We start from the raw sequence: 20,006 nt of genomic DNA on the forward strand, positions 1-20,006 counted from the left end.
GTTCAAGCGGAACACGGCCGCGAGGAGCCTGCGACTCAGGCCGCTCCCCGTCCTGGGCCGCTGCCACACGGCCGGTCGCCGAGGCGCGCGGCGGGGAGTAACCCTCCGGCCGTCCAAGCCGCTCGGCCGCCGCGATCAAGATCCGGGCCGTTTCCGGACCAACGTCCATCCAACGCGCGCAACAGCCACCACCCCCGCAGGTCAGCATCGGTGCGGGCCACAGACCCTTCACTCGCCGCCCGGCTTGGACTCCGTGGCGCGCTCGGCTTCCTCGGAACGCCTCTCCATCTCGTCCGGCGGCACGTCCTCGATGTGCGTGGCGATGCTCCAGCGATGTCCGAACGGGTCCTCGAACTGGCCCGTGCGGTCGCCGTAGAACTCGTCCCTGACCGGCCGCAGCTCGGTGGCACCCCCGGCCAGGGCCATGGCGAAGACCGCGTCGACGTCTTCGACGTACACGTGCAGGGTGACGGGCGTGCCGCCCACCGACTTCGGTGAGCGGAAGCCGATGTCGGGGTACTCGTCCGCGAGCATGATGACCGAGCTTCCGAGCTCCAGCTCGGTGTGGCCGATCTTGCCGCCGGGTGCGGCCATCCTCATCCGCTCCCGTGCGCCGAGCACGGAGACGTAGAAGTCGATCGCGGCAGCGGCGCCGTCGATACAGAGGTACGGCGTGACGCGCGGATACCCCTCGGGAACGGGCTGGACAGTCACCGGCCACCTGCCTTTCCGGACCGTGGCAGCCACGCCGACCACCATCTGCGACCAGAGATATCCCGGACGTGCCGCACACGTACCCGCGCCGCGCGGCGGCCGGGCGCCGGATGCCCCAAAGGGCTGCGGGCCCGGCTCTTGCACTACTAGCGCCCTGGCGGCTGCGATGGTGCTGTCGGTGTTCGAGCCCAAGGGCGTGACGCACCGCGGACAGCAGCGGACCGTCAGGGCTGGACGTGTCACTTCCGTGCCCTGAACGATCCGCAGATGCCCTCGGTTCAGGCCCTCATGGGTTCCTACAGCCCTTGCACACAGGCGCAGTTGGATCACACGCTCTTCCGCGAAGGGGTGCCCGGGGGCGGGTGGACGCTGGCTATGATCACGGGGTGATGACAGCTCGGTCGCGTTCCGGCGGCCGGTCAGCCACCTCGCAGGTGGGCCGACTGGTCACTACCGGGCTGGCCTTGCTGCTGCTCAGCCTGGTCGGCGTGTGCTGTTCCTTGCCGGAGCACGGCAGCGAAACGGCGGCCGTGCAGGTCGCATCCGCCGCTTTGGCGAACGCGGAAGGCCAGATGGTGGCATCTGCCGAGGGCTGCCCCGAGAGCGAAGGCCACTCGGTGGTCGAGGGTGCGCGCCGCTCGAGTGCACCGTCGGGCACCGCGGACAAGCGCGATCTCGCCGAGGCGCTGTACGAACGGCGGACTTCTCCGAACGTCTCGCGTGCCCGGCCCACCGAGCAGTTGAAGCAGCCCGCTGCGGCCTCCTCCGACCACGACAGATCACAGGTCGTCCTTCAGGTGTAGCCGTCGGAGCTTTCCGACGACACCCACGCGCGCGCTGCGGAGTTCACGGATTTACCCACTACGCGGCGTTATGTTCAATGCGCCTCGGCTTCCGGCGCCGAAATCCTGCACCCTGTGCGCGCACCCGCCCCTGTCGCTTCCCACCCTCGTGGCCGAGGAAGTGACTGCCGCTCGGAGGATCTGTGCTCCGCCTGTCCCCGCCGCGCTCGACCCACCGGGTTCCTTCGTGGCCGGCGGCTCTACTCGCCTGCGCGCTGAGCGTGCTGCTCCTGGCCGCCGTGCACTGTTCGTCGTACCTGTCCAACGACGGCCACCGGCACCTCTCCCTGTCCGCACCGGCTGCGCCGGACGGGCACGCGGAGCCCTCCGGCGGACAGGAGTACCCGGACCGCCCGCAGCACGACCACGGCGCCTCGTGCGCGTCGCCTTGCCTGACCACGTGGGCCTCTGCGAACGAGGTCCAGCGGCCGGCCGATGGGTCGGCAGCCCCTTCGTCGTCCGTGCTCGGGGTGCTGTCCGTGGAGCAGGTGGCGGCCTCGGCGGCCTTCGGCTCCGGTAGATCATCCATAGCGCGTACCGGTCGCTCCACTCTGACCGGCGTTTGCCGGTGGCGGATCTAGGCCGCTCGTCCCGCAGCCGCAAGCGGCTGCCGCATGCCGCACTCCGGGCCGGGGCCCTGCCCTCCTGATGCCCGGCCGGTCACGGCATGCCACGCGAACGAGTAGCCGACGCCATCACCGAACGAACGAAGGCACAGTCATGCATTTTCCGACCACCGACACGTCGGCCACAGGCCGCACGACCTTGTCGGAACTGGTGGGCAACACCCCGCTGCTGCGCATCTCCGAACCGCTCGCGCCGGCGGGCCGGGGCTTCTGGGCGAAGCTGGAGGGCTTCAACCCCGGCGGCATCAAGGACCGTCCCGGCCTGTACATGGTCGAACGGGCCCGCGTCCGCGGCGACCTGAAGCCGGGCGCGAGGATCATCGAGTCCACCAGCGGGACCCTGGGCCTCGGTCTCGCTCTGGCAGGCATGGTTTACGGGCACCCGGTCACGCTCGTCACCGACCCGGGCCTCGAGCCGTCCATGACCCGGCTGCTGACGGCGTACGGCGCCCAGGTCAACGTGGTCTCCGAGCCGCACCCCACCGGCGGCTGGCAACAGGCCCGCCGCGACCGGGTGCAGCACCTCATGGCGCGGCACCCGGATTCCTGGTGCCCGGACCAGTACAACAACCCCGACAACACCGCCGCCTACACCCCGCTCGCCCTCGAACTGGCCACCGAGCTGCGCCACATCGACGTACTGGTCTGCAGCGTCGGTACCGGTGGCCACTCCGCAGGGGTCTCGCGGGTGCTGCGACAGCTCTACCCCGATCTGACGCTGGTGGGAGTGGACACGATCGGCTCCACGATCTTCGGACAGCCCGCCCGGCCGAGGCTGATGCGCGGGCTGGGGTCGAGCATCTACCCCCGCAACGTCGCCTACGACAACTTCAGCGAAGTGCACTGGGTCTCCCCCGCCGAAGCCGTGTGGACCTGCCGTCAACTGGCCGGCTCCCACTACGCCACCGGCGGATGGAGCGTCGGTGCGGTCTCGCTGGTCGCGGGCTGGCTGGCCCGCTCGCTGCCGAAGGAGGCGCGCATCGCAGCGGTTTTCCCCGACGGCCCCCAGCGGTACCTCGGCACCGTCTACGACGACGGCTACTGCGCGGCCCACGGCCTGCTCGACTCCCCGCCGGCGCCGGAACCGGACCTCATCGGCCGCCTGGACGAGAAGGAGGTCACCCGCTGGACCCGGTGCACTTCCGTCGTCGACCCGCTCACTCTCGGCGGAGGCCGTGAGAACGAGGCCGGCGGAAAGACCGACGTGCAGCGCGCGTCCGACCCGCAGGAGCAGGCCCGGTGAAGGACACGATCGCTCAAGTCCGCTCGTACGACGGCAGCGTTCAGCTGTTGATGGTCAACCAGTTCACCATCAACCTCGGCTTCTACATGCTCATGCCCTACCTGGCCACCTACCTGGCCGGGCCGCTCGGCCTGGCCGGCTGGCTGGTCGGACTGATCCTCGGCGTACGCAACTTCAGCCAGCAGGGCATGTTCCTCATCGGCGGGACGCTGGCCGACCGCCTCGGCTACAAGCCCATGATCATCGCCGGGCTCGTGCTGCGCACCGTCGGCTTCGCGACCCTCGGGCTGGTGGAGTCCGTCCCCGCCCTGTTGGCCGCGTCCGCCGCGACCGGGCTGGCCGGTGCCCTCTTCAACCCCGCTTCCCGCGCCTACCTGGCCGCCGACGCGGGCGAGCGCCGCGTGGAGGCCTTCGCCCTGTTCAACGTCTTCTACCAAGCGGGCATCCTGCTCGGCCCGCTGGTCGGCCTGATTCTGACCGGCGTCGATTTCGGCGTCACCTGCCTGGTGGCCGCAGGGATCTTCGCGATCCTGAGCGTCATCCAGATCAGGGCCCTGCCGGCCCGTCGCCCCGATCACCCGGGCACCTCGGACGGGCTCCGCGAGGGTGTCCTGCAGCAGTGGCGGGGGATCTTCTCCAACCGTCCGTTCCTGCTGTTCTCGCTCGCCATGGTCGGCTCGTACGTCATGTCCTTCCAGGTCTACCTGTCCCTGCCGCTGGAGGTCAGGCGCCTGGGTGGTGAAGGACGGTTCGGGACAGCCGCCGTGGCGTTCCTCTTCGCCGCCTCCGGACTGAGCACGATCGTCTTCCAGACCAAAATCACTGCGTGGTGCAAGGCCCGGATGGAGCCGGGCCGGGCGCTCACCTGGGGGTTGCTGGCGATGGGGGCGGCGTTCGTCCCGCTGCTCCTCGCCTCGGCCGTGCCGGTACCGGACGGCGGGGCGGGCCTATGGGTCCTGGCCGGGCTGCCGCCGGCGCTCTCGGCACTCCTGCTGGCGCTGGGCACGATGATCATCTACCCCTTCGAGATGGACACCATCGTCCGCCTCGCGGGCGACCGTCTCGTGGCCACCCACTACGGCCTGTACAACACCATCTGCGGAATCGGCATCACGGTCGGCAACCTGCTCACCGGCATCGCACTGGACGCCGCACGCAACGCCGAAGTGCCGGCACTGCCGTGGGTGGCGCTGGGGCTGCTCGGCCTGGCCTGCGCGGCGGCGCTCTACGCACTGCACCGTACGGGTCGACTGTCACCTTCGCGGGCCGAAGGAGGACGTCAGGCCGTGACCGCCTGACCGGCGCCGGGACGTCCGGGCAGGGCGCTGGGCGGCCACAGCCGCCCCCGCCCCCTGCCGCGCCTCGCGAACCGGCGTGAGCAACGTCGCGCAGGCGTGCACAGAGCGGTGCGGCCGGCGGATCTCCACCGGCCGCACCGCCCTTCCCCTCGGTCAGTCCCTGTGGAGAAGGGAGCCTTCGAGCGGACGCGCCGGGAACACGCCCGCATGGTGAGAACGGACCGGTTTTGGTGACTGACCCCCACGCGATGGCCGGTCACCCGGGCCTAGCGTCGGGGTATGGGCCCAAGAGGCCGCTCCCCCTGTCCCCAGCTCGCCGAGGGAACTCGCCATGCCGATGCAACCCTGGTTCACCGAAGCCAAGTTGGGCATTTTCATCCGCTACGGGATCTACTCCGTCGACGGCGTCCCGGAGTCCTGGTCGCTCTACACCGGTCAGCTCTCCCACAAGCAGTAGCAGTACATGAAGCAGCTGGAGGGTTTCACCGCCTCGCGGTACGACGCCCGCGCGTGGGCCCGATTGTTCGCCCGCGCCGGAGCCTCGTACGCCGTCCTCACCGCTCGCCACCACGACGGGGTCGCACTCTGGGAACGAGTCCTGGGGCTACCAGCCGCAGGACCGGGCCCACAAAGTCGGTGCGCCAGCTGGTCCGGTACTTCGGCGAGACCATCGCCATGGGCGGCAACCTGTTGCTGGCCGTCGGCCCCCGCGATGACGGCACGTTCCTGCCCGAGCAGGTGGAACGCCTGGAGGGCCTGGGCGACGGGACCACCAAGCACTCCGAAGCCGTCGGCACCACCATGGCCGGCCTCCCGGCCGGACACCACTACGGGCCCAGCACCCCCTCCGCAGGCCCGGGCCATCCCGGGCACGGTCAGCGGCGCGGCCAGGTGCGACTCGACGTACGCCAGCGCCGCCGCGACCGCCTGGTGCGGCCGCCGCTCCATCTCCGCCGAGCCGGCCAGGGCCGCCACGCGCCACAGCGCAGCCCACACCTCGGCATCCGCCCGGCGCGGGGTGCGCGGAGCCGCGGCGACGGCGAGCAGCAGCAGCTCGGAGAGGACCGGGGTCTGCGCCCCGATGGTACGCAACGTGAGGGGCGGTACGGATGTCCGTACCGCCCCTCACGCGTGGAACGCCGCCGGCCTACAGGACCTTCGAGAGGAAGGCCTTCGTCCGGTCGTGCTGCGGGTTGCCCAGGACCTCGCGGGGGTGGCCGGATTCGACCACCACACCGCCGTCCATGAAGACGAGGTTGTCGCCGACCTCGCGGGCGAAACCCATCTCGTGGGTGACCACGATCATGGTCATGCCCGACTCGGCCAGGTCCCGCATGACGTCGAGGACGTCACCGACGAGCTCCGGGTCGAGCGCCGAGGTGGGCTCGTCGAAGAGCATCAGCTTCGGCTCCATCGCCAGTGCACGGGCGATCGCCACACGCTGCTGCTGACCGCCGGAGAGCTGGGTGGGATAGTTCCCGCCCTTGTCGCCGAGACCGACCCGGTCCAGGAGCTTGACCGCACGCGCCCGCGCGACGGCCTTGCTCTCGCCCTTGACCATGACCGGGGCTTCCATGACGTTCTCTATGGCCGTCATGTGCGGGAAGAGGTTGAACCGCTGGAAGACCATGCCGATGTCCCGGCGCTGCGCCGCGACCTCGCTGTCCTTCAGCTCGTAGAGCTTCCCGGCCTTCTCCTTGTAGCCGACCAGCTGGCCGTCCACCGAGAGCCGCCCGGCATTGATGCGCTCCAGGTGGTTGATGCAGCGCAGGAACGTCGACTTGCCGGAGCCCGACGGGCCGACCAGGCAGAACACCTCGCGGGGAGCGACTTCGAGGTCGATGCCCCGCAGGATGTGGGCGGCGCCGTACGACTTGTGGACGGCCTCGGCCTTGACCATCGGCTGGGCGGTCACTTCGCCACCTCCGTACGGCGGAACATGTTCAGGTTGGCCTTGAGCCGCTGGAGCGGCGTGGGCGGCAGGGAACGCAGCGAACCACGCGCGTAACGGCGCTCCAGGTAGTACTGGCCGACGCTGAACACACTGGTCAGAGCCAGGTACCAGATGGAGGCGACGAACAGCATCTCCATGATCGCACCGGCCGTGGACCCGATGTTCGACGAGGCCCGCAAAAGCTCGGTGTACTGCACCGCCGACACCAGGGACGAGGTCTTCAGCATGTTGATGAACTCGTTGCCCGACGGCGGGATGATCACGCGCATCGCCTGCGGGAGGACCACACGGCGCATGGTCTGCGTCTGGGTCATGCCCAGCGCGTGCGAGGCCTCGCCCTGGCCCTCGTCGACGGACTGGATGCCCGCACGGACGATCTCCGCCATGTACGCGCCCTCGTTCAGGCCCAGCCCCAGCAGGGCGACCATGAACGGGGTCATCAGCTCGACGGTCTCCTGCTTGTAGATCGGGCCGAGGTTCACGTACTGGAAGATCAACGACAGGTTGAACCACACCAGCAGCTGCACGTAGACCGGAGTACCGCGGAAGAACCAGATGTAGAGCCAGGCGACCGTGTTGGTCACCGGGTTCTTCGAAAGCCGCATGACCGCGAAGAGGATGCCGAGCACCAGGCCCAGCGCCATCGCGGACACACTGATGATCACGGTGTTGCCGAGGCCGGCGATGATCGAGGGATCGAAGAGCTTGTCCCCGACCGTCTTCCAGATCACATTGCCCTGCGAGAAGGCGTAGACCAGCCAGCCCAGCAGGACGATGACCACGACACCGCTGACCCAGCGGCCGTAATGCCGCACGGGGATTGCCTTGATGGCCTCGTACGGGGTACCCGAGGCGCCGGGCCCGGCCGGCGGGGTCGCCGCCGGATCCTTGTCGATCTTGTCAGTCACAACGACTGCCCTTCAATGGAACCTTCGATGGGATGCTCGGATCACTGGCCTGCATTGAGCTGGGCCTGCTTCACCGCGCCGTCTTCGACGTTCCACTTCTCCAGGACCTTGGCGTAGGAGCCGTCCTTGATGATCGCGTCGAGGGCCTGCTTCAGGGCATCGCGCAGCTGGACGTTCTCCTTGGACACCGCGATGCCGAAGAGGCCGATGTCGCTCTGACTGCCTACGACCTCGAAGTCGTTGCCGCCGCCCGAGGTCTTCGCGATGTACGCGGCGACCGGGAAGTCGTTCAGGTCGGCCACGGCGCCACCGGCCTTGACGCGGGTCTGAGCCTCTACGTCGGTATCGAAGGCCTGGATCGTGAGCTTGTCCGGGCCGCACTTCACGGCCTGCGCCTTGAAGGTGTCCTCGGAGAGCGTGCCGCGCTGGACGGCGACGGTCTTGCCGCAGAGGTCATCCAGGGACTTGATGTTCTGCGGGTTGCCCTTCTTGACGAGGAGCGAGACGCCGGACGAGAAGTAGTCCACGAAATCGACACCCTTGCCGATCTTCGCGCCCTTGTCGTCCTTGCCCTCCTGGCGCTGCTTGGTGTCGTTGACCGACGACATGGCCACGTCCTGGCGGCCGGTGTCCAGCGAGGTGATCAGACCGTCGAAGCTGCCCGAGGTGAACTCGAACTTCACGCCGAGCTGCTTGCCCAGGGCCTCGGCGATGTCGGGGTCGACACCGACGATCTTGCCGCCCTCGGTGAACTCCATCGGCGCGTACGCCGCGTCCGTGCCGACCTTGATGACACCCGCGTCCTGGATCTTCTTCGGCAGGGCGGAGAACAGCGGAGCATCGTTGCTCTTCCCCTTGGCGGCGGAGTCGCTGTCGGTCTGATCCCCGCAACCGGCCAGAGTCAGGGCGGCGGTGCACACGAGGGTCAGGGCTGCGACCGTACGCCTGCTTGCTATCGCTGCGGTCATGATCGGTGGACTCCTTCGACGGAATGGTGGGAACAGCGGGGGCGGGGAGAGAAGAAGGGAAGGCAGTGGGCGGGCGGAGGGATCGACCCACTCAGGCGTCGACCACGCGCAGGTGCCCGACGGTCGGGTCTACGGCGCCGCGTACGTGGCCGTTGGGTGCGGCCGCGGTGAGTTGGAGGAAGCGCACCGTCTCGGTGGTGATGACCTCGCCGGGCAGCACGTTGGGGATGCCCGGCGGGTAGGCGGCCAGGGTGTCGGCCGATACCCGGCCCACGGCCTCGGCCGCCGGCACGACCCGGCCGGCGCTCATGAACGCCTCGCGCGGAGTGAGTACCGCCTCGCCGGGGGCCGGGAGCAGGAGTCGCATCCCGCCCTCCGCCCCGGCGCAGAGGGGGCGGGGCAGGGTGTGCAGGGCCTCGATGAACCGGTCGGTGTCAGGAGCGCTGCCCGCGCCCACGACCGCGACGACGGCGGAGTCGGTGGCCACCTCGACCATGATCTGGTGATCGCGGAACAGCCTGCGCCGGGCTTCGTGACCGCTGATCCCTCCGGCCCTGGTGTCGATGGCGACGCGAAGGGGGTCGGCGGTCACGATGTCGGGGAACCGTCCGAAGCCGTCGCTGACCACTCCGTACCGGCCCAGGCGACGCAGTGTCCCGCGCAGCGCGTCCGCGGCCCGAAGGGACACCCCGATGCGGTCGTGCCCGCACGCCAGACCTCTCCGGGCGACGTCGAGGGAGGCGAGCAGCAGCGCGCTCGCGCTGGTGGACTGCACGAGGCGGTAGGCACGGTCGATCAGCGGCTCCAGCACCTCGGCGAAGGGCCCGTGGCCCAGGTGCAGCATCGCGGACTGCGTGAGGCTCCCGCCCAGTTTGTGCGTGCTGGAGGTGACCAGGTCGGCGCCTTGGGCCAGGGCGCCGGAGGGCAGGCCCGGGTGGAAGCCGAAGTGGGATCCCCAGGCTTCGTCCACGATCAGCGGCAGCCCGTGCGCGTGCGCCGTGTCGGCGATGGCCCGGATGTCGGCGACGGCACCGAAGTAGCTGGGCGAGACCACGTACACGGCCGCCGCGTCGGGGTGGAGCGCGACCGCGTCGGCGACGGCCGCGGCGGTGACCCCGTGTGCGATGCCCTGTTCGGTGTCGAGGGACGGCTGGACGAAGGCGGCCTTCAGGCCGGAGAGCACCAGGCCGTCGATCACGCTGGAATGCACGCTGCGCTGCACGACGAGGGTGCGGCCGAGCATCGGCGTGATCAGGGAGGCGATCTGGTTGCCCTGGGAGGCGCCGTTGGTGAGGAACCACGTACGCCGGGCACCCCATGCCTCCGCCGCCAGCTCCGTGGCCTGGTCCATCGGCGTGTCCGTGCCGAGGTCGAGGCCGTCGAGGAGCGGCGGGAAGTCCAGCCGGAGCAGGTCGGAGCCGAAGGTCTCCACCAGGGGGCCGCCGTCCTCGGCGGCATGTCCGGGCACGTTGAGGCGCAGCCAGGCGCGGTCGGCGTGGGCGCGCAGCGCCTCGGCGTAGGGGGCGCGATCCTGGGACGCCCCGGTCGGGCGAGAAGTGGGTGCTAGAGCGAGGGGGCTGTTCACGTCGCTCAGTGTGGGGGCGCCTGGAGAGCTACAGGAATGCTGCATTCACCTATGGATCTCCATACTCTGTCTATATGCTTGAGATCCGCCACCTCCACGTCCTACGTGCCATCGCCAACGAGGGTTCCCTCGCCGGAGCGGCCCGGGCCCTCCACTACTCGCAGCCGACGGTCACCCATCATCTGACCGTCCTGGAGCGGCACTTCGACGCTTCGCTGGTGCAGCGGGGTCCGCGGGGCGCCACTCTCACCGAGCTCGGCGAGACACTGCTGCCCCACGCCGAGGCCGTGCTGTCCCGGCTGCGTCTGGCCGAGAGGGAGGTCCGCGATCAGGCGGCCCGCGGGACGCGTGCGCTGCGCATCGGGACCTTCCCCACCGCCGGCGCCCTCCTGCTGCCCGGCGCCGTGCGGTCCCTGCACGAGCAGGGCGTCCACGTCTCCCTGGTGGAGGGTGAGCTGCCCGTCCTGCTGAACGGGCTGCGATCGCGGGAACTGCACGCCGCACTCGTCTTCTCGCAGCCGGGCGACCGGCTCGACCTGGAGGACGAGTTCGAGGTGCACCCCCTCCTGACCGATCCGCTGCTGCTGGTCCTCCCCGAGGACCACCGGTGCGCGGCCCTGGAACGGGTACCGCTCGAAGAGCTGCGGGAGGAGAACTGGGTAGGGGCCGCCGACCCCCGCGACCCCTGCGACCGCCTGCTGTCCTGGGCCTGCGCGCAGCACGGCTTCGAGCCGGTCCACGTGATGCGCACCGACGACTACGGCGTCGTACAGGGCTTCGTCGCGGCCGGTACGGGGGTCTCGCTGGTCCCGCGCCTGGCGCTGGGAGCGCCGCGCGCCGACCTGGCCGTGCGCCCCCTGGAGGGACAGCCCCTGGCCCGCGAGATCAGTGTCGCCGTCCTGCGTTCCACGACGGCCCGCAGCGCCCAGGACCTGGTCGACGCCCTCAAGCGGCAGGCGTCCCGCGTCATCGCCCAGTGGAAGGAGAGCCCGCTCGCCTGATGGCAGCACGTCGATCACTCCGTGGATGCGCGTCGGGTTGAGCGCATGCCGCCCGACCGGCTCAAGGGCACCCTGGTAGGCGGCTGCTCGGCCTGCGCTCTCCCGCGCCGTCTCCTTGCCCTCGGGAGACGTGACTGAGGCTTCGAGGGACAAGGGAGACGGCTGGGTGTGCCCGCCGGGCCCGTCACCAGTAGTGCTTCCGACCTCCAACAGCGTGACCGGCCGCTCCGAGGATCCAGAGAACAGCTCCTACGACGAGGAGAACGACGCCGATGGTCCACAGGATTGAAATCCCCGTCACGAATCCGATGACCAGGAGAATGATGCCGAGAACGAGCATGGTCTCCTCCTACTTCGCTCGATGCTTCACAACCACGGTAGGAACCAACCGGACGTAACAGCTCCTGCCAGGCTGCTACCCGGCTCCGTGGGCAGTAAGCACTCGCTCCCGCCCACGGTGCCGGCCGTCCTGACCAGCGAGAGTTCAATGCTCCGGAACTGACGGGCCGCGCCCACGCACTTGAGGACCGTCCCCCTGACCGCCCGCGAGCACCCTGGGAGGCGCTCCCGGGGGGCACCAGCGGATGGGATCGACCGTCGTGTCGACATCGAGTCACGAAACGTTCGGCGCCCCTTGCCGGGTCAGTCTGCTGGCCCGCGACCTCCAAACGGCGCAGGAGTTCTGCGGTGCGGTTCTCGGCTGGGAATGCGGATCCGCCCAGGTCGGAGAGGCCTTCGCCGTCGGCGTCGCCGACGGGACGGGCAGCGCTCGCCGCCGACCTCGACGGGGCGGTCTTCGGGACTGGCGGGGCGATGCCATCCCCGACGGGGTTGGGCTCGGTTTGTGCACCGCGCTGCTCGGCGTCGCCTGCGCGGTGCTCTTCGTACGAGCCGTGGCCACCTCGTCCCCAGGACTGATCTGGGCCTTCGCGGCGGTACGGGTCCTCACCCTGGTCTGCCTGCTCCTGCTCGTGATCCGATGGTGCCACGGGGCAGCGGCCGCTTCGGTCGCGCCACAAGGGTGGCTGACGTCGCGCACTCCCCCGCGAGCAGAGGTCGCCACCTCGTCGAACAGCACCAGTCCGGCACACCGAGACAGGCCCCCTTCCCCGTCAGCTGCGCCGTCTCCTGGGGCTCATCGGCTCGGGCGGCCCCTCACACCCCCAGCAGCGGCGAACGCGACGCGCTACGCCCCTGGTCCCAGGCCTCGCGGATGTGGTGTGCCAGGCGGTCTTCCAGGAACACGGTCGCCGCGCAGCCGAAGGCGACGTCCGCCTCCAGCTCCGGCTCGTCGGCCAGGAGTCCGCCGATCACCTCGCGGCGTACGACCTGTTCGTGGACGGCGTCCCCCTCGACGTGCTCGGCCTAGAAGTGCTCGGCGGCGGGTCCGCGCCGCAGCGCCGCATGGCCTTGGCCAGGCGTCTGGACCCGGGCGAGGAGGTGACCTCGACGCAGGCGAAGTGGCCGACGAGACGCGGTCCGCGCGGCCGGCGCCGAACTCGTCGTACTCGATGGCGGCAAACCCGGCCTTGGCCCGGCCGGTGAGCCGGGGGATCGCCCAAGCGTGCGGGTCCGCTTCCTTCAGGTGGTAGAGGGATCTGAGGGCCGCGTACTCACGTAGCTGCCATAGCTCGCCCTCGGTTTCGAGGTGGTGGGTGAGGCTTCCGGAGAGGGCTATTGGCTCCACGAGGGGGTCATGCAGGATTCCTGTCCTCGGGCGGCGCGGCGGGACGCTCGCGGTGTCGGTGGCTGGTGTCGCACCACGGGTACGTACGGCTGCGGCGACAGGTGCACACCGCGACCATGGAGCGGTCGGACCGGGCGACCGTCCCGTCATCCAGGACGACCTCGACCGGCCCCTCGACCAGGACCGCCCCGTTCGGTTCCACGGTCACCCGGCGGGCGGGCCCTGCTGCGGAGACCGGGCATGGGTCACGGGGCCGGAACGTACGGCGGGCCAGGAAACATCGACGGCCATGACCCGGGCTCCCGCGGCCATGCAGCGCCAGCACTCCGGTGCCCGTACCGATCTCCAGCACGTCACTCAGCGGCCCGAGCTCCTCGTGATCGAGCGCCTCCGCGAGGAGAAGGGTGTCCGGCTGTGGCCGGTAGACGCCGGGCACGGCCATCAGCCCGGCGGGCAGTGAGGGCAAGGACAGAGCCGTACCGGGCATCGCGCGCCTCCTGGTCGTACCGCACTTCCTGGTCACGTCGGGCGTGCTCAAACCCGGGGACCCTGGCCGGCGGCGTCGTCGTCCGGTGTCTGCCAGGAGTCCTCACGCTGCCGTGCCGCGGGGTTCTGCTCGGCCGGCCGGACAGGAGCAGGGCGCCGTGCGCTCCGTCGGCTGCCGTACCAGAACGCACCGATCAGAAGCACGACCACCACCACTCCGGCGATCACGAGGAAGAGCGCTCCCTGGCCTTCGGCAGCAAGACTTTCGGTAGGAATCATGGGTGGCGCCTACCCGCGATCGGCGGATCTACGGATTCGTGCGCGGTCACCACCCCGTGCGGTACACCCAAGGTCGTCTTCGGTGTCCTGGCATGGGTACCCGCCAAGGTGACCGGCGCCCTTCCCTCTTCCTCATCGGTTCGAGGAGTACTCCACAGCACGTCAGTGCTGGTGAGGCTGCCGTCCGCGGAGCCTACGTCGGATCACGTACAGGTCTGTGATCGCCACCGCGGCCAGCACCAGACAGGCCGCGGACAACACCGCGCAGAGCCCCGCGGACGGGCTGCTGTCCTGCGTCGCGCGCAAGCCCGCGAGGGCGAACACCACGCCCCCGGCCGTGAAGAGGGGCGCGAAGATCGTCGACAGGAGGCGCCGCAGCCGCAGATCGCTGCGGGCCCGGCCGGCCTCGGTACCGTCGCGGCGCCGGGCCGTTACGAGCACGAGTCGGCCTTCCGCCCGCAGCCCGCGGGCATGGGGTCTGTGGGTGAACGACATGACGCGACCTCCGCTTCGTTCAGTCTTCGGCGTACTGGAGCGCTTCGAGTACTGCTGCGGGCGGGCAGGGCTGGCCCGTAAGGACGCACAGGCTGAACAGGGTGTCTTCGAACTCCTGGCGGGCCTCGGTGCCGGTCGGGGCCGCGGACAGGCGCAGGCGGGCTTCGAAGAAGCGGCCCCGGTCAAGTGAGGTAGGTGCGGCAGCCGGTGAGCTCCAGGAGTCGCTCCACGCAGGGGCTGGCGGCGGTGATTCGCAGGCTTCTGCCCGCCCGCCGCGCCGTGGAGCGTGCGACCAGCAGCGCGTTCAGGCCGGCGCAGTCACAGAAGCCGACCTGCTGCAGGTCCAGGAGCAGGTTGCCGCGCTGGGCCGCGAGTGCGGTGAGGAGGGTGTCACGGAGCAGCGCGGCGTTGTCGAAGTCGATTTCGCCGCACACGCGGATCTTGACGCTTCCGGGCGGGCCCGCTTCCACGCCGATCTCCAGCTCCTCGACGGTGGTGGTGTCGAGGTCGGTTTCGTACATGAGCCCGGTCATGGCGGCCTCCCCGAATGTCCTGGGGTTGCTCCTTCAACAGCATGGTCTGCACGGGTGGAACGTACGTCAAGAATTACCTGAAAATATGGACGTATACACAGTATCCGGGCATGCTGGGGGTATGGGTGATGCAGCTTCCGCTCAAGCGCCGTGGACGTTCCTGACCAGCCACGCACGCGTACTCCTGACCCTCGCCAGGGACCCCAGCGTCCGCCTGCGGGACGTCGCGGAGACCTGCATGCTCACCGAGCGGACCGTCCAGTCGATCGTCGCCGACCTGGAAGGGGCCGGATACCTCACCCGGGTACGCGAAGGACGCCGCAACCACTACCGGATCACCCCCGGAGCCAAATTCCGCCACCCCGCGGAAGCCGACCGCGACATCGCCGAGCTCCTCGCCCTGTTCGCACGGGAGCCGAGCACGGCCGGGAGCCCCCGCCCCGAACCGCAGCAGGTCTGATCGCTGCGCGCGGCAAGCGACGGACCGCCACCCCGTTTCCCCTGCTCGGCGAGGAACGTCGTCTTCAAGGTCGGTTCGGGCACTCGCTCTCGGGCACTCACAAGGTCGGTTCGGGCACTCGCGCGGCGCCTGATCCGAGGTGGTACACGGCGAAGGCACGGTCGATCACCGGCATCGCCACGTTGCGCACCCGTACCCCGCCGGCCGTCATCCCGTGCTCGGTGCCCATGTGCGCATGGCCGTGGACGGCGAGGTCGGCGCCGCCCCGGTCCATCGCCTCGGCGAGCAGGTAGCTCCCGAGGAACGGATAGATCTCCAGCGGCTCACCCGCCAGGGTGTCCGGTACGGGCGAGAAGTGCGTGAGCGCGATCAGGACGGTGCTTCCCGCTTCCCGGAGTTCGTCGAGCGCGCGACCGAGATTGTCCGCGCACCGTCGCGTGTAGCGCACGAAGGACTTCATCTCGGGCTCGCCGAACTCGCTGGCGCAGCGTCCGGCGAAGCCGCCGCCGAACCCCTTGGTCCCCGCGACGCCGACCCGCGCACCGTCCACGTCGAGCAGTACGCCGTTCCCCTCCAGCACATGCACCCCGGCCCGGAGCAGTTCCCGGGTGACGGCCGCCTCCTGGTCGCTCTGGTAGTCGTGGTTCCCGAGCACGGCGACCACCGGCACGGGCAGACCCGCCACCTCCCCGGCGACCACCTGCGCCTCTGCCGGCGTGCCGTGCCGGGTCAGGTCGCCCGCCAGCAGCAGGAGATCGGCGCATCCCCCGAGCGTCTCGAAGGCGGGGCGCAAGGCGCCCTCGTCGCCCGGGGAGAGATGGATGTCCCCCACGGCCGCCACGCGGATCACGACAGCTCCTCGGGGTGGTCGGGCGGGTTGTGGCAGCTCACCGTGAGGTCCGCGTGCCAGGGAAGACCCGCGAGTTCCTCCTCGGCGATGCGCAGGACCGCCGCGCGGCAATCCGGGCTGGTGACACTGCCCCAGACGTGCGCGGTGGGCCCGCGGGGCTCCACGCGTACGCCGAGCTCGGCGATGTCCTCGCGGGCCAGCCGGTCCCTCAGGTGCTGGACGCGGTATTCGATGTGACCGCCGGCCGTCATGGCTCCTCCCGCTCCCACTCCCGTTTCCGCGGCTCGACGACGCGGAGCCGTTCCAGGAGGTAGAGGAACGCGTCGGACAGCGGCGCGTCCCGGTGATCCAGGTACATCCGGTCCCAGTCGATCTGTTCCCGCAGCATCCGGGCCATGGGCAGCAGATCTCCGAAGTCGCAGTAGTGCTCGCACAGCGCGGCAAGCCGGCTGTCCATCAGGTCGGTGGGCGCCAGAACCGGCATCCAGACCGAATCCACCGCCCTGACCTGGGCCCGGTCGAGCAGTTCCGTGCTGACCGGACGCCGGGCGAGCTCGAAGATCAAGTCGATCTCCTCCCCGTCGGAATGACCCTTGACCAGCCAGTCCTCAGGTGCCCTGCGCATGGATATTCCGCCGCCCTCCAGAGCCCCGATCACCGCGTCGGCGTCCTCGCGGCGGACGCAGAAGTCCGTGTCGTGCTGGAAACTGGCCGGCAGGCCGTGCGCGAACGCCGCCACGCTCCCGGCGAGCGCGAACCGCTTTCCGGAGGCCTTCAACAGCCCCGCGACACGCTTGGTGGTTTCCAGGATGGCCTGCGTGTGGTCGTGCGGCAGCGGCTCCGGCTGCGGCTCCACATCGTCGGGCGCAAGGGCCAGGACGGGTCCGTCACCTTCGTACGTCTCGGTGATCACGGCCGGCACCTCCTCCTCTGCCTTGAGGGCCGCAAGTGCATCCACCCACACCCGGGTCGCTACCCACGAAGCACTCGCTCATGCCTTGATCTCCATGGGGGGGCATCCACGAACACTCTGGCCCATCGGGCACGCCGTCGGACGTTCCGAGCGACGGCGCCAGGCCTGGTTGAGGCTCCCCGCTCCGTGCAGGGGCCGGCACGAAAGACCGAAGCCCATCCCCCGATGGCGACCGCCGAAAACCACCCCCTGCCCCGACCTGTTCGACGCCGTGCTGCGGCTTCCCCTGCTCGACTGCGGACGGGCAAGGTCCGAACTCGGCTGGGCGCCCCGGCGTCAGGGCGCGAGGAGTGCGAAGGCGGGCGGAGGGTAAGCGCACGACGTGTTTCCGGTGGTCCGGAGCCGGAGCCGGGGGCCCGACCCGTTGCCGCCGCACGCGGCCAACAGCGGTTTCGTACTGAAGGCCGTCCCCATCCAAGAGAGGAGTCCGTCATGCCCCGAGGATCCAGTCCGAAGCGTGAGCGGCAGTACGAGCACATCAAGGAGAGTGCGCAGGAGCGCGGCGAGAGCCCGGAGCGCGCGAAGGAGATCGCGGCGCGGACCGTGAACAAGGAGCGGGCTCGCTCGGGCGAGTCCAAGACGGCGAGCAAGAGCTCGATCGAGGACATGTCGTCCTACAAGCGCGGCGGCCAACGCTCCCACAGCGGCGCGCAAGGGCCCACGTACGACCAGCTCTACGCAGAGGCCAAGCGCCGCAACCTGCACGGCCGCTCCTCCATGAACAAGGCCGAACTCAAGCGCGAGCTCGGCCGCTGAACACCGGGAGCGCGCATGAACCGGGCCGCGCTGTTGGACGTCGACGGCACCCTCACCGACCCTCTACGGCACGTACTTCGACCCGTTGCCGCCCCTGGACGCGGCAGCCGACCTGCTGCGCGAGCTGGACCGGCGCGGCTGGCGCGTCGTGCTCGTCACCTCCGCCCGGCAGGCCGAATTCGACGCTCTGCGGCGAGCCGTCGACGCCGACGACGTGGAGGACGGCAAGCCCGCACCCGACCCGGTGCGCCACGCCCTCGACCTTGCCGACGCACCCTCGCGCGGCTCCGCCTTCGTCGGGGACACGGTCTGGGACAAGCGGGGAGGCAGCCGCGCCGACGTCACCTGCGTGGGACTGCAGAGTGGCGCCATTTACCCGCGGCGACCTCGAAGAGGCCGGGGCGCGGGCCGTGTACCGGAATCCCGCCGACCTCCTGGCCCACCTCGGCGACAGCCCGTTCGCCGACACGGCCGGCCTCGACCCGTGAGGAGACGACCGGGCACCCGGCCTGTGCTCGCGGGTGACTCGTTCAGGTGTGGAGGCGGCTGTCGGGTTGAGGGCGCGTACGGCGTCCAGGTCGCACGGGCAGGCCCGGGGCTACGTGACCGGTTCCGGTGCTGGTACCGGCCCGGGAAGTGGCCCGGGCTGGGGGTGCGGCTCGGGCCGGGGCGCCGGCGGAGGCTGGGGGTCGGGTGCGGGTTGCGGCGGCGCCGGGGGCACCGGATCCGGTCCGCCCGGAGCGGGTACGGGACCTGGCAGCGGCCCGGGCCGCGGTCCAGGGCCCGGGCCCGGTGCGGGCGTCGGGTTCGGCGGTACGGGGTCGTTCGGCGGAGTACCCATGGCGGCTCCCCTGTAGTGACGGCCACTGGCCTGTCCGGCAACGGCGGCAGGTGAGTCGTCGACGCCCACCACCACACGGGGAATAGGGCCCATGGCGTCCATGGCCGCGTCCCTCCTCACAGGCTTGTTCCCACGACGGAGCGGCGGCCCCCGGGCCCGTCCCTCGTGCGGCCCGGAAGCCGTCCACCGCTCATCACGGCGCCTGCCCGAACGGGCCATCCCCAAACAGCGGTGGGTGCCCGCCGTCAGGTGCGCCGCTGGCCTCCACGCGCGCCGTCCGCATGCACAGGGCCGGTCAGGCGTCGACCCGGTGCTTGCCGAGCCTCTCGACCATGGCCGGGTCACGGTGGTCGAAGAAGAGCGACTTGCCGGTGTCGAGGGTGGCGATGGCCGTCATCTGCTCGTCGGTGAGTTCGAAGTCGAAGACGTCGAAGTTCTCGGCCATGCGCTCGGGCCGCACCGATTTCGGGATCGCGACGACGCCGCGCTGGGTCAGCCAGCGCAGCACGACCTGTGCGACGGACTTTCCGTACTCCTTGCCGATCTCTGCCAGGAGCGGGTTGGCGAACAGGTCGTTCCTGCCCTCGGCGAAGCCGCCCCAGGACTGGATCTGGACACCGCGCTCGCGCATCAGCTCCTGATAGTCGGCTCGCTGGAAGAAGGGATGGGTCTCGATCTGGTTGACGGCCGGGGTGATGTCGTTGTTGAGGATCAGGTCGATCAGCCGGTCGGGGTAGAAGTTGGCGACCCCGATCGCTTGCGCGAGGCCCTCTCGGTTGAGGGATTCCATGGCTCGCCACTGCCCGTAGACGTCACCGAAGGGCTGGTGCACCAGGTACAGGTCGACGTGGTCGAGGCCGAGCTTGGTCAGGGAGGTCTCGAATGCGCGCCGGGTGTTGTGCTCGGCAGGGGCGTCCTGGACCCACAGCTTGGTGGTCACGAAGAGTTCCTCGCGGGAGATGCCGCTGTTCCTGACGGCTCGGCCGACGGCTTCCTCGTTGCCGTAGGCCGCGGCTGTGTCCAGGAGCCGGTAGCCGGCGGCGAGCGCGTCGGTGACGGCCCGCTCGGTCTGCTCCGCCGGGATCTGGTAGACGCCGAAGCCGAGGATGGGCATCCGGATGCCGTTGTTCAGGGTGATGTGCCGCATGGTTCTTCCGTCTCTGAGCAGGTGCGGGTGGGGCGCTGCTGGACCGGTGGTTCTCGGTCACACTCCCGCACCGTGGTCGTCCTCGCGCGCCGACGGGGCCCGAAGGCGGAGGTTGCCCTTAATGGCCCGGGCGGGCGGTCTCGAGTGCAGCACCCTCATGAAGTAGACGGCCATGGACGCGATCGTGCTGCTGCGCGAGGACCACAAGACTGTCGAGAAGCTGTTCAAGCGGTTCGAGAAGACGGGCGACGACCATCTCGCCGAGCGCCGGGCGATCGCCGACGAGGTGACCGGAGAGCTGAGCGTGCACGCCTGGATCGAGGAACAGGTGCTGTGCGGGTGTGGGCCCCCGCGCTCCGG

22 protein-coding genes and 3 pseudogenes are annotated in these 20,006 nt (G+C 70.0%); 8 read left to right on the forward strand and 17 right to left on the reverse strand.

Going from position 1 to position 20,006, the window contains the following annotated elements:
• Positions 1-228 precede the first annotated feature (228 nt).
• Entirely contained in the window at positions 229-714 is a 486-nt protein-coding gene (locus ACE1OC_RS01165; RefSeq protein ID WP_407835345.1) for a VOC family protein, read from the reverse strand.
• A gap of 464 nt (positions 715-1,178) precedes the next feature.
• On the opposite strand from ACE1OC_RS01165, the gene ACE1OC_RS01170 reads away from it, so the two are divergent.
• From ACE1OC_RS01170 to ACE1OC_RS01185, 4 genes and pseudogenes are all read left to right on the forward strand, one after another.
• Positions 1,179-1,517, forward strand: a complete 339-nt coding sequence (locus ACE1OC_RS01170) for a hypothetical protein (RefSeq protein WP_407835346.1) — start codon at positions 1,179-1,181, stop codon at positions 1,515-1,517.
• A gap of 759 nt (positions 1,518-2,276) precedes the next feature.
• Positions 2,277-3,425, forward strand: a complete 1,149-nt coding sequence (locus ACE1OC_RS01175; protein WP_407835347.1) for a PLP-dependent cysteine synthase family protein — start codon at positions 2,277-2,279, stop codon at positions 3,423-3,425.
• Entirely contained in the window at positions 3,422-4,723 is a 1,302-nt protein-coding gene (locus ACE1OC_RS01180; protein WP_407835348.1) for an MFS transporter, read from the forward strand. The genes ACE1OC_RS01175 and ACE1OC_RS01180 overlap by 4 nt, the downstream gene beginning before the upstream one ends.
• 331 nt (positions 4,724-5,054) lie before the next feature.
• Positions 5,055-5,560, forward strand: a pseudogene (locus ACE1OC_RS01185) (alpha-L-fucosidase); the annotation flags it as partial.
• A gap of 310 nt (positions 5,561-5,870) precedes the next feature.
• Here ACE1OC_RS01185 and ACE1OC_RS01190 read toward each other — a convergent pair.
• From ACE1OC_RS01190 to ACE1OC_RS01205, 4 genes are all read right to left on the reverse strand, one after another.
• Positions 5,871-6,623 carry an amino acid ABC transporter ATP-binding protein gene (locus ACE1OC_RS01190; RefSeq protein WP_407841451.1) on the reverse strand — a complete coding sequence of 251 codons (753 nt, stop codon included), beginning with the start codon at positions 6,621-6,623 and terminating at the stop codon, positions 5,871-5,873.
• Between the two features lie 11 nt (positions 6,624-6,634).
• Positions 6,635-7,585: an amino acid ABC transporter permease gene (locus ACE1OC_RS01195; protein WP_407835349.1), complete on the reverse strand. Its 951-nt coding sequence runs from the start codon at positions 7,583-7,585 to the stop codon at positions 6,635-6,637.
• A 41-nt stretch (positions 7,586-7,626) separates the two neighbouring features.
• Positions 7,627-8,553, reverse strand: a complete 927-nt coding sequence (locus ACE1OC_RS01200) for an ABC transporter substrate-binding protein (protein WP_407835350.1) — start codon at positions 8,551-8,553, stop codon at positions 7,627-7,629.
• 91 nt (positions 8,554-8,644) lie between these two features.
• Positions 8,645-10,138 (reverse strand): aminotransferase class I/II-fold pyridoxal phosphate-dependent enzyme, encoded by a 1,494-nt coding sequence (locus tag ACE1OC_RS01205; RefSeq protein ID WP_407835351.1) that lies wholly within the window; start codon positions 10,136-10,138, stop codon positions 8,645-8,647.
• A 74-nt stretch (positions 10,139-10,212) separates the two neighbouring features.
• Here ACE1OC_RS01205 and ACE1OC_RS01210 point away from each other — a divergent pair, with 74 nt between their 5' ends.
• The gene (locus ACE1OC_RS01210; protein ID WP_407835352.1) at positions 10,213-11,139 is read left to right on the forward strand and encodes a LysR substrate-binding domain-containing protein; all 927 of its coding nucleotides are present in this window, start codon (positions 10,213-10,215) and stop codon (positions 11,137-11,139) included.
• Between the two features lie 184 nt (positions 11,140-11,323).
• Here ACE1OC_RS01210 and ACE1OC_RS01215 read toward each other — a convergent pair whose 3' ends face one another.
• From ACE1OC_RS01215 to ACE1OC_RS01245, 7 genes and pseudogenes are all read right to left on the reverse strand, one after another.
• Positions 11,324-11,479, reverse strand: coding sequence for a DUF6131 family protein (locus ACE1OC_RS01215; RefSeq protein WP_267041414.1), 156 nt, complete (start codon positions 11,477-11,479; stop codon positions 11,324-11,326).
• Between the two features lie 815 nt (positions 11,480-12,294).
• Positions 12,295-12,829 (reverse strand): annotated as a pseudogene (locus ACE1OC_RS01220) (iron-containing redox enzyme family protein); the annotation flags it as partial.
• A 4-nt stretch (positions 12,830-12,833) separates the two neighbouring features.
• Positions 12,834-13,313 (reverse strand): CDGSH iron-sulfur domain-containing protein, encoded by a 480-nt coding sequence (locus ACE1OC_RS01225; protein ID WP_407835353.1) that lies wholly within the window; start codon positions 13,311-13,313, stop codon positions 12,834-12,836.
• A 47-nt stretch (positions 13,314-13,360) separates the two neighbouring features.
• Positions 13,361-13,591: a DUF6479 family protein gene (locus ACE1OC_RS01230; protein WP_407835354.1), complete on the reverse strand. Its 231-nt coding sequence runs from the start codon at positions 13,589-13,591 to the stop codon at positions 13,361-13,363.
• Positions 13,592-13,753: 162 nt separating this feature from the next.
• On the reverse strand, positions 13,754-14,086 hold the full coding sequence (locus ACE1OC_RS01235) for a hypothetical protein (RefSeq protein ID WP_407835355.1): 333 nt from the start codon (positions 14,084-14,086) through the stop codon (positions 13,754-13,756).
• A 19-nt stretch (positions 14,087-14,105) separates the two neighbouring features.
• Entirely contained in the window at positions 14,106-14,243 is a 138-nt protein-coding gene (locus ACE1OC_RS01240; RefSeq protein WP_407841452.1) for a DUF5133 domain-containing protein, read from the reverse strand.
• 25 nt (positions 14,244-14,268) lie between these two features.
• The gene (locus ACE1OC_RS01245) at positions 14,269-14,619 is read right to left on the reverse strand and encodes an STAS domain-containing protein (protein ID WP_407835356.1); all 351 of its coding nucleotides are present in this window, start codon (positions 14,617-14,619) and stop codon (positions 14,269-14,271) included.
• A gap of 121 nt (positions 14,620-14,740) precedes the next feature.
• Here ACE1OC_RS01245 and ACE1OC_RS01250 point away from each other — a divergent pair, with 121 nt between their 5' ends.
• Entirely contained in the window at positions 14,741-15,079 is a 339-nt protein-coding gene (locus tag ACE1OC_RS01250) for a helix-turn-helix transcriptional regulator (protein WP_407835357.1), read from the forward strand.
• Between the two features lie 97 nt (positions 15,080-15,176).
• On the opposite strand, the gene ACE1OC_RS01255 is transcribed toward ACE1OC_RS01250, so the two are convergent.
• From ACE1OC_RS01255 to ACE1OC_RS01265, 3 genes are read right to left on the reverse strand one after another with little or no spacing between them, the layout of a single operon-like run.
• Positions 15,177-15,929: a metallophosphoesterase family protein gene (locus ACE1OC_RS01255; RefSeq protein WP_407835358.1), complete on the reverse strand. Its 753-nt coding sequence runs from the start codon at positions 15,927-15,929 to the stop codon at positions 15,177-15,179.
• Positions 15,926-16,180, reverse strand: a complete 255-nt coding sequence (locus tag ACE1OC_RS01260; RefSeq protein WP_407835359.1) for a hypothetical protein — start codon at positions 16,178-16,180, stop codon at positions 15,926-15,928. Before ACE1OC_RS01260 ends, ACE1OC_RS01255 begins: the two co-directional genes overlap by 4 nt.
• Positions 16,177-16,887 (reverse strand): hypothetical protein, encoded by a 711-nt coding sequence (locus tag ACE1OC_RS01265; protein ID WP_407835360.1) that lies wholly within the window; start codon positions 16,885-16,887, stop codon positions 16,177-16,179. Before ACE1OC_RS01265 ends, ACE1OC_RS01260 begins: the two co-directional genes overlap by 4 nt.
• Before the next feature lie 447 nt (positions 16,888-17,334).
• Here ACE1OC_RS01265 and ACE1OC_RS01270 point away from each other — a divergent pair, with 447 nt between their 5' ends.
• Together ACE1OC_RS01270 and ACE1OC_RS01275 are read left to right on the forward strand one after the other, a co-directional pair.
• Complete coding sequence (locus ACE1OC_RS01270) at positions 17,335-17,658, forward strand: plasmid stabilization protein (RefSeq protein WP_266961774.1); 324 nt, start codon at positions 17,335-17,337, stop codon at positions 17,656-17,658.
• 43 nt (positions 17,659-17,701) lie between these two features.
• Positions 17,702-18,146: pseudogene (locus ACE1OC_RS01275) on the forward strand (HAD family hydrolase); the annotation flags it as partial.
• 648 nt (positions 18,147-18,794) lie between these two features.
• Here the strand turns inward: ACE1OC_RS01275 and ACE1OC_RS01280 are convergent.
• Both ACE1OC_RS01280 and ACE1OC_RS01285 read right to left on the reverse strand, forming a co-directional pair.
• Positions 18,795-19,646 (reverse strand): aldo/keto reductase, encoded by an 852-nt coding sequence (locus ACE1OC_RS01280; protein ID WP_407835361.1) that lies wholly within the window; start codon positions 19,644-19,646, stop codon positions 18,795-18,797.
• Between the two features lie 118 nt (positions 19,647-19,764).
• Positions 19,765-19,956 carry a hypothetical protein gene (locus tag ACE1OC_RS01285; protein WP_407835362.1) on the reverse strand — a complete coding sequence of 64 codons (192 nt, stop codon included), beginning with the start codon at positions 19,954-19,956 and terminating at the stop codon, positions 19,765-19,767.
• Positions 19,957-20,006: the final 50 nt, after the last annotated feature.

The sequence above is a fragment of the Streptomyces stoeckheimensis genome (assembly GCF_045822005.1).
Classification (GTDB): Bacteria; Actinomycetota; Actinomycetes; order Streptomycetales; family Streptomycetaceae; genus Streptomyces; species Streptomyces stoeckheimensis.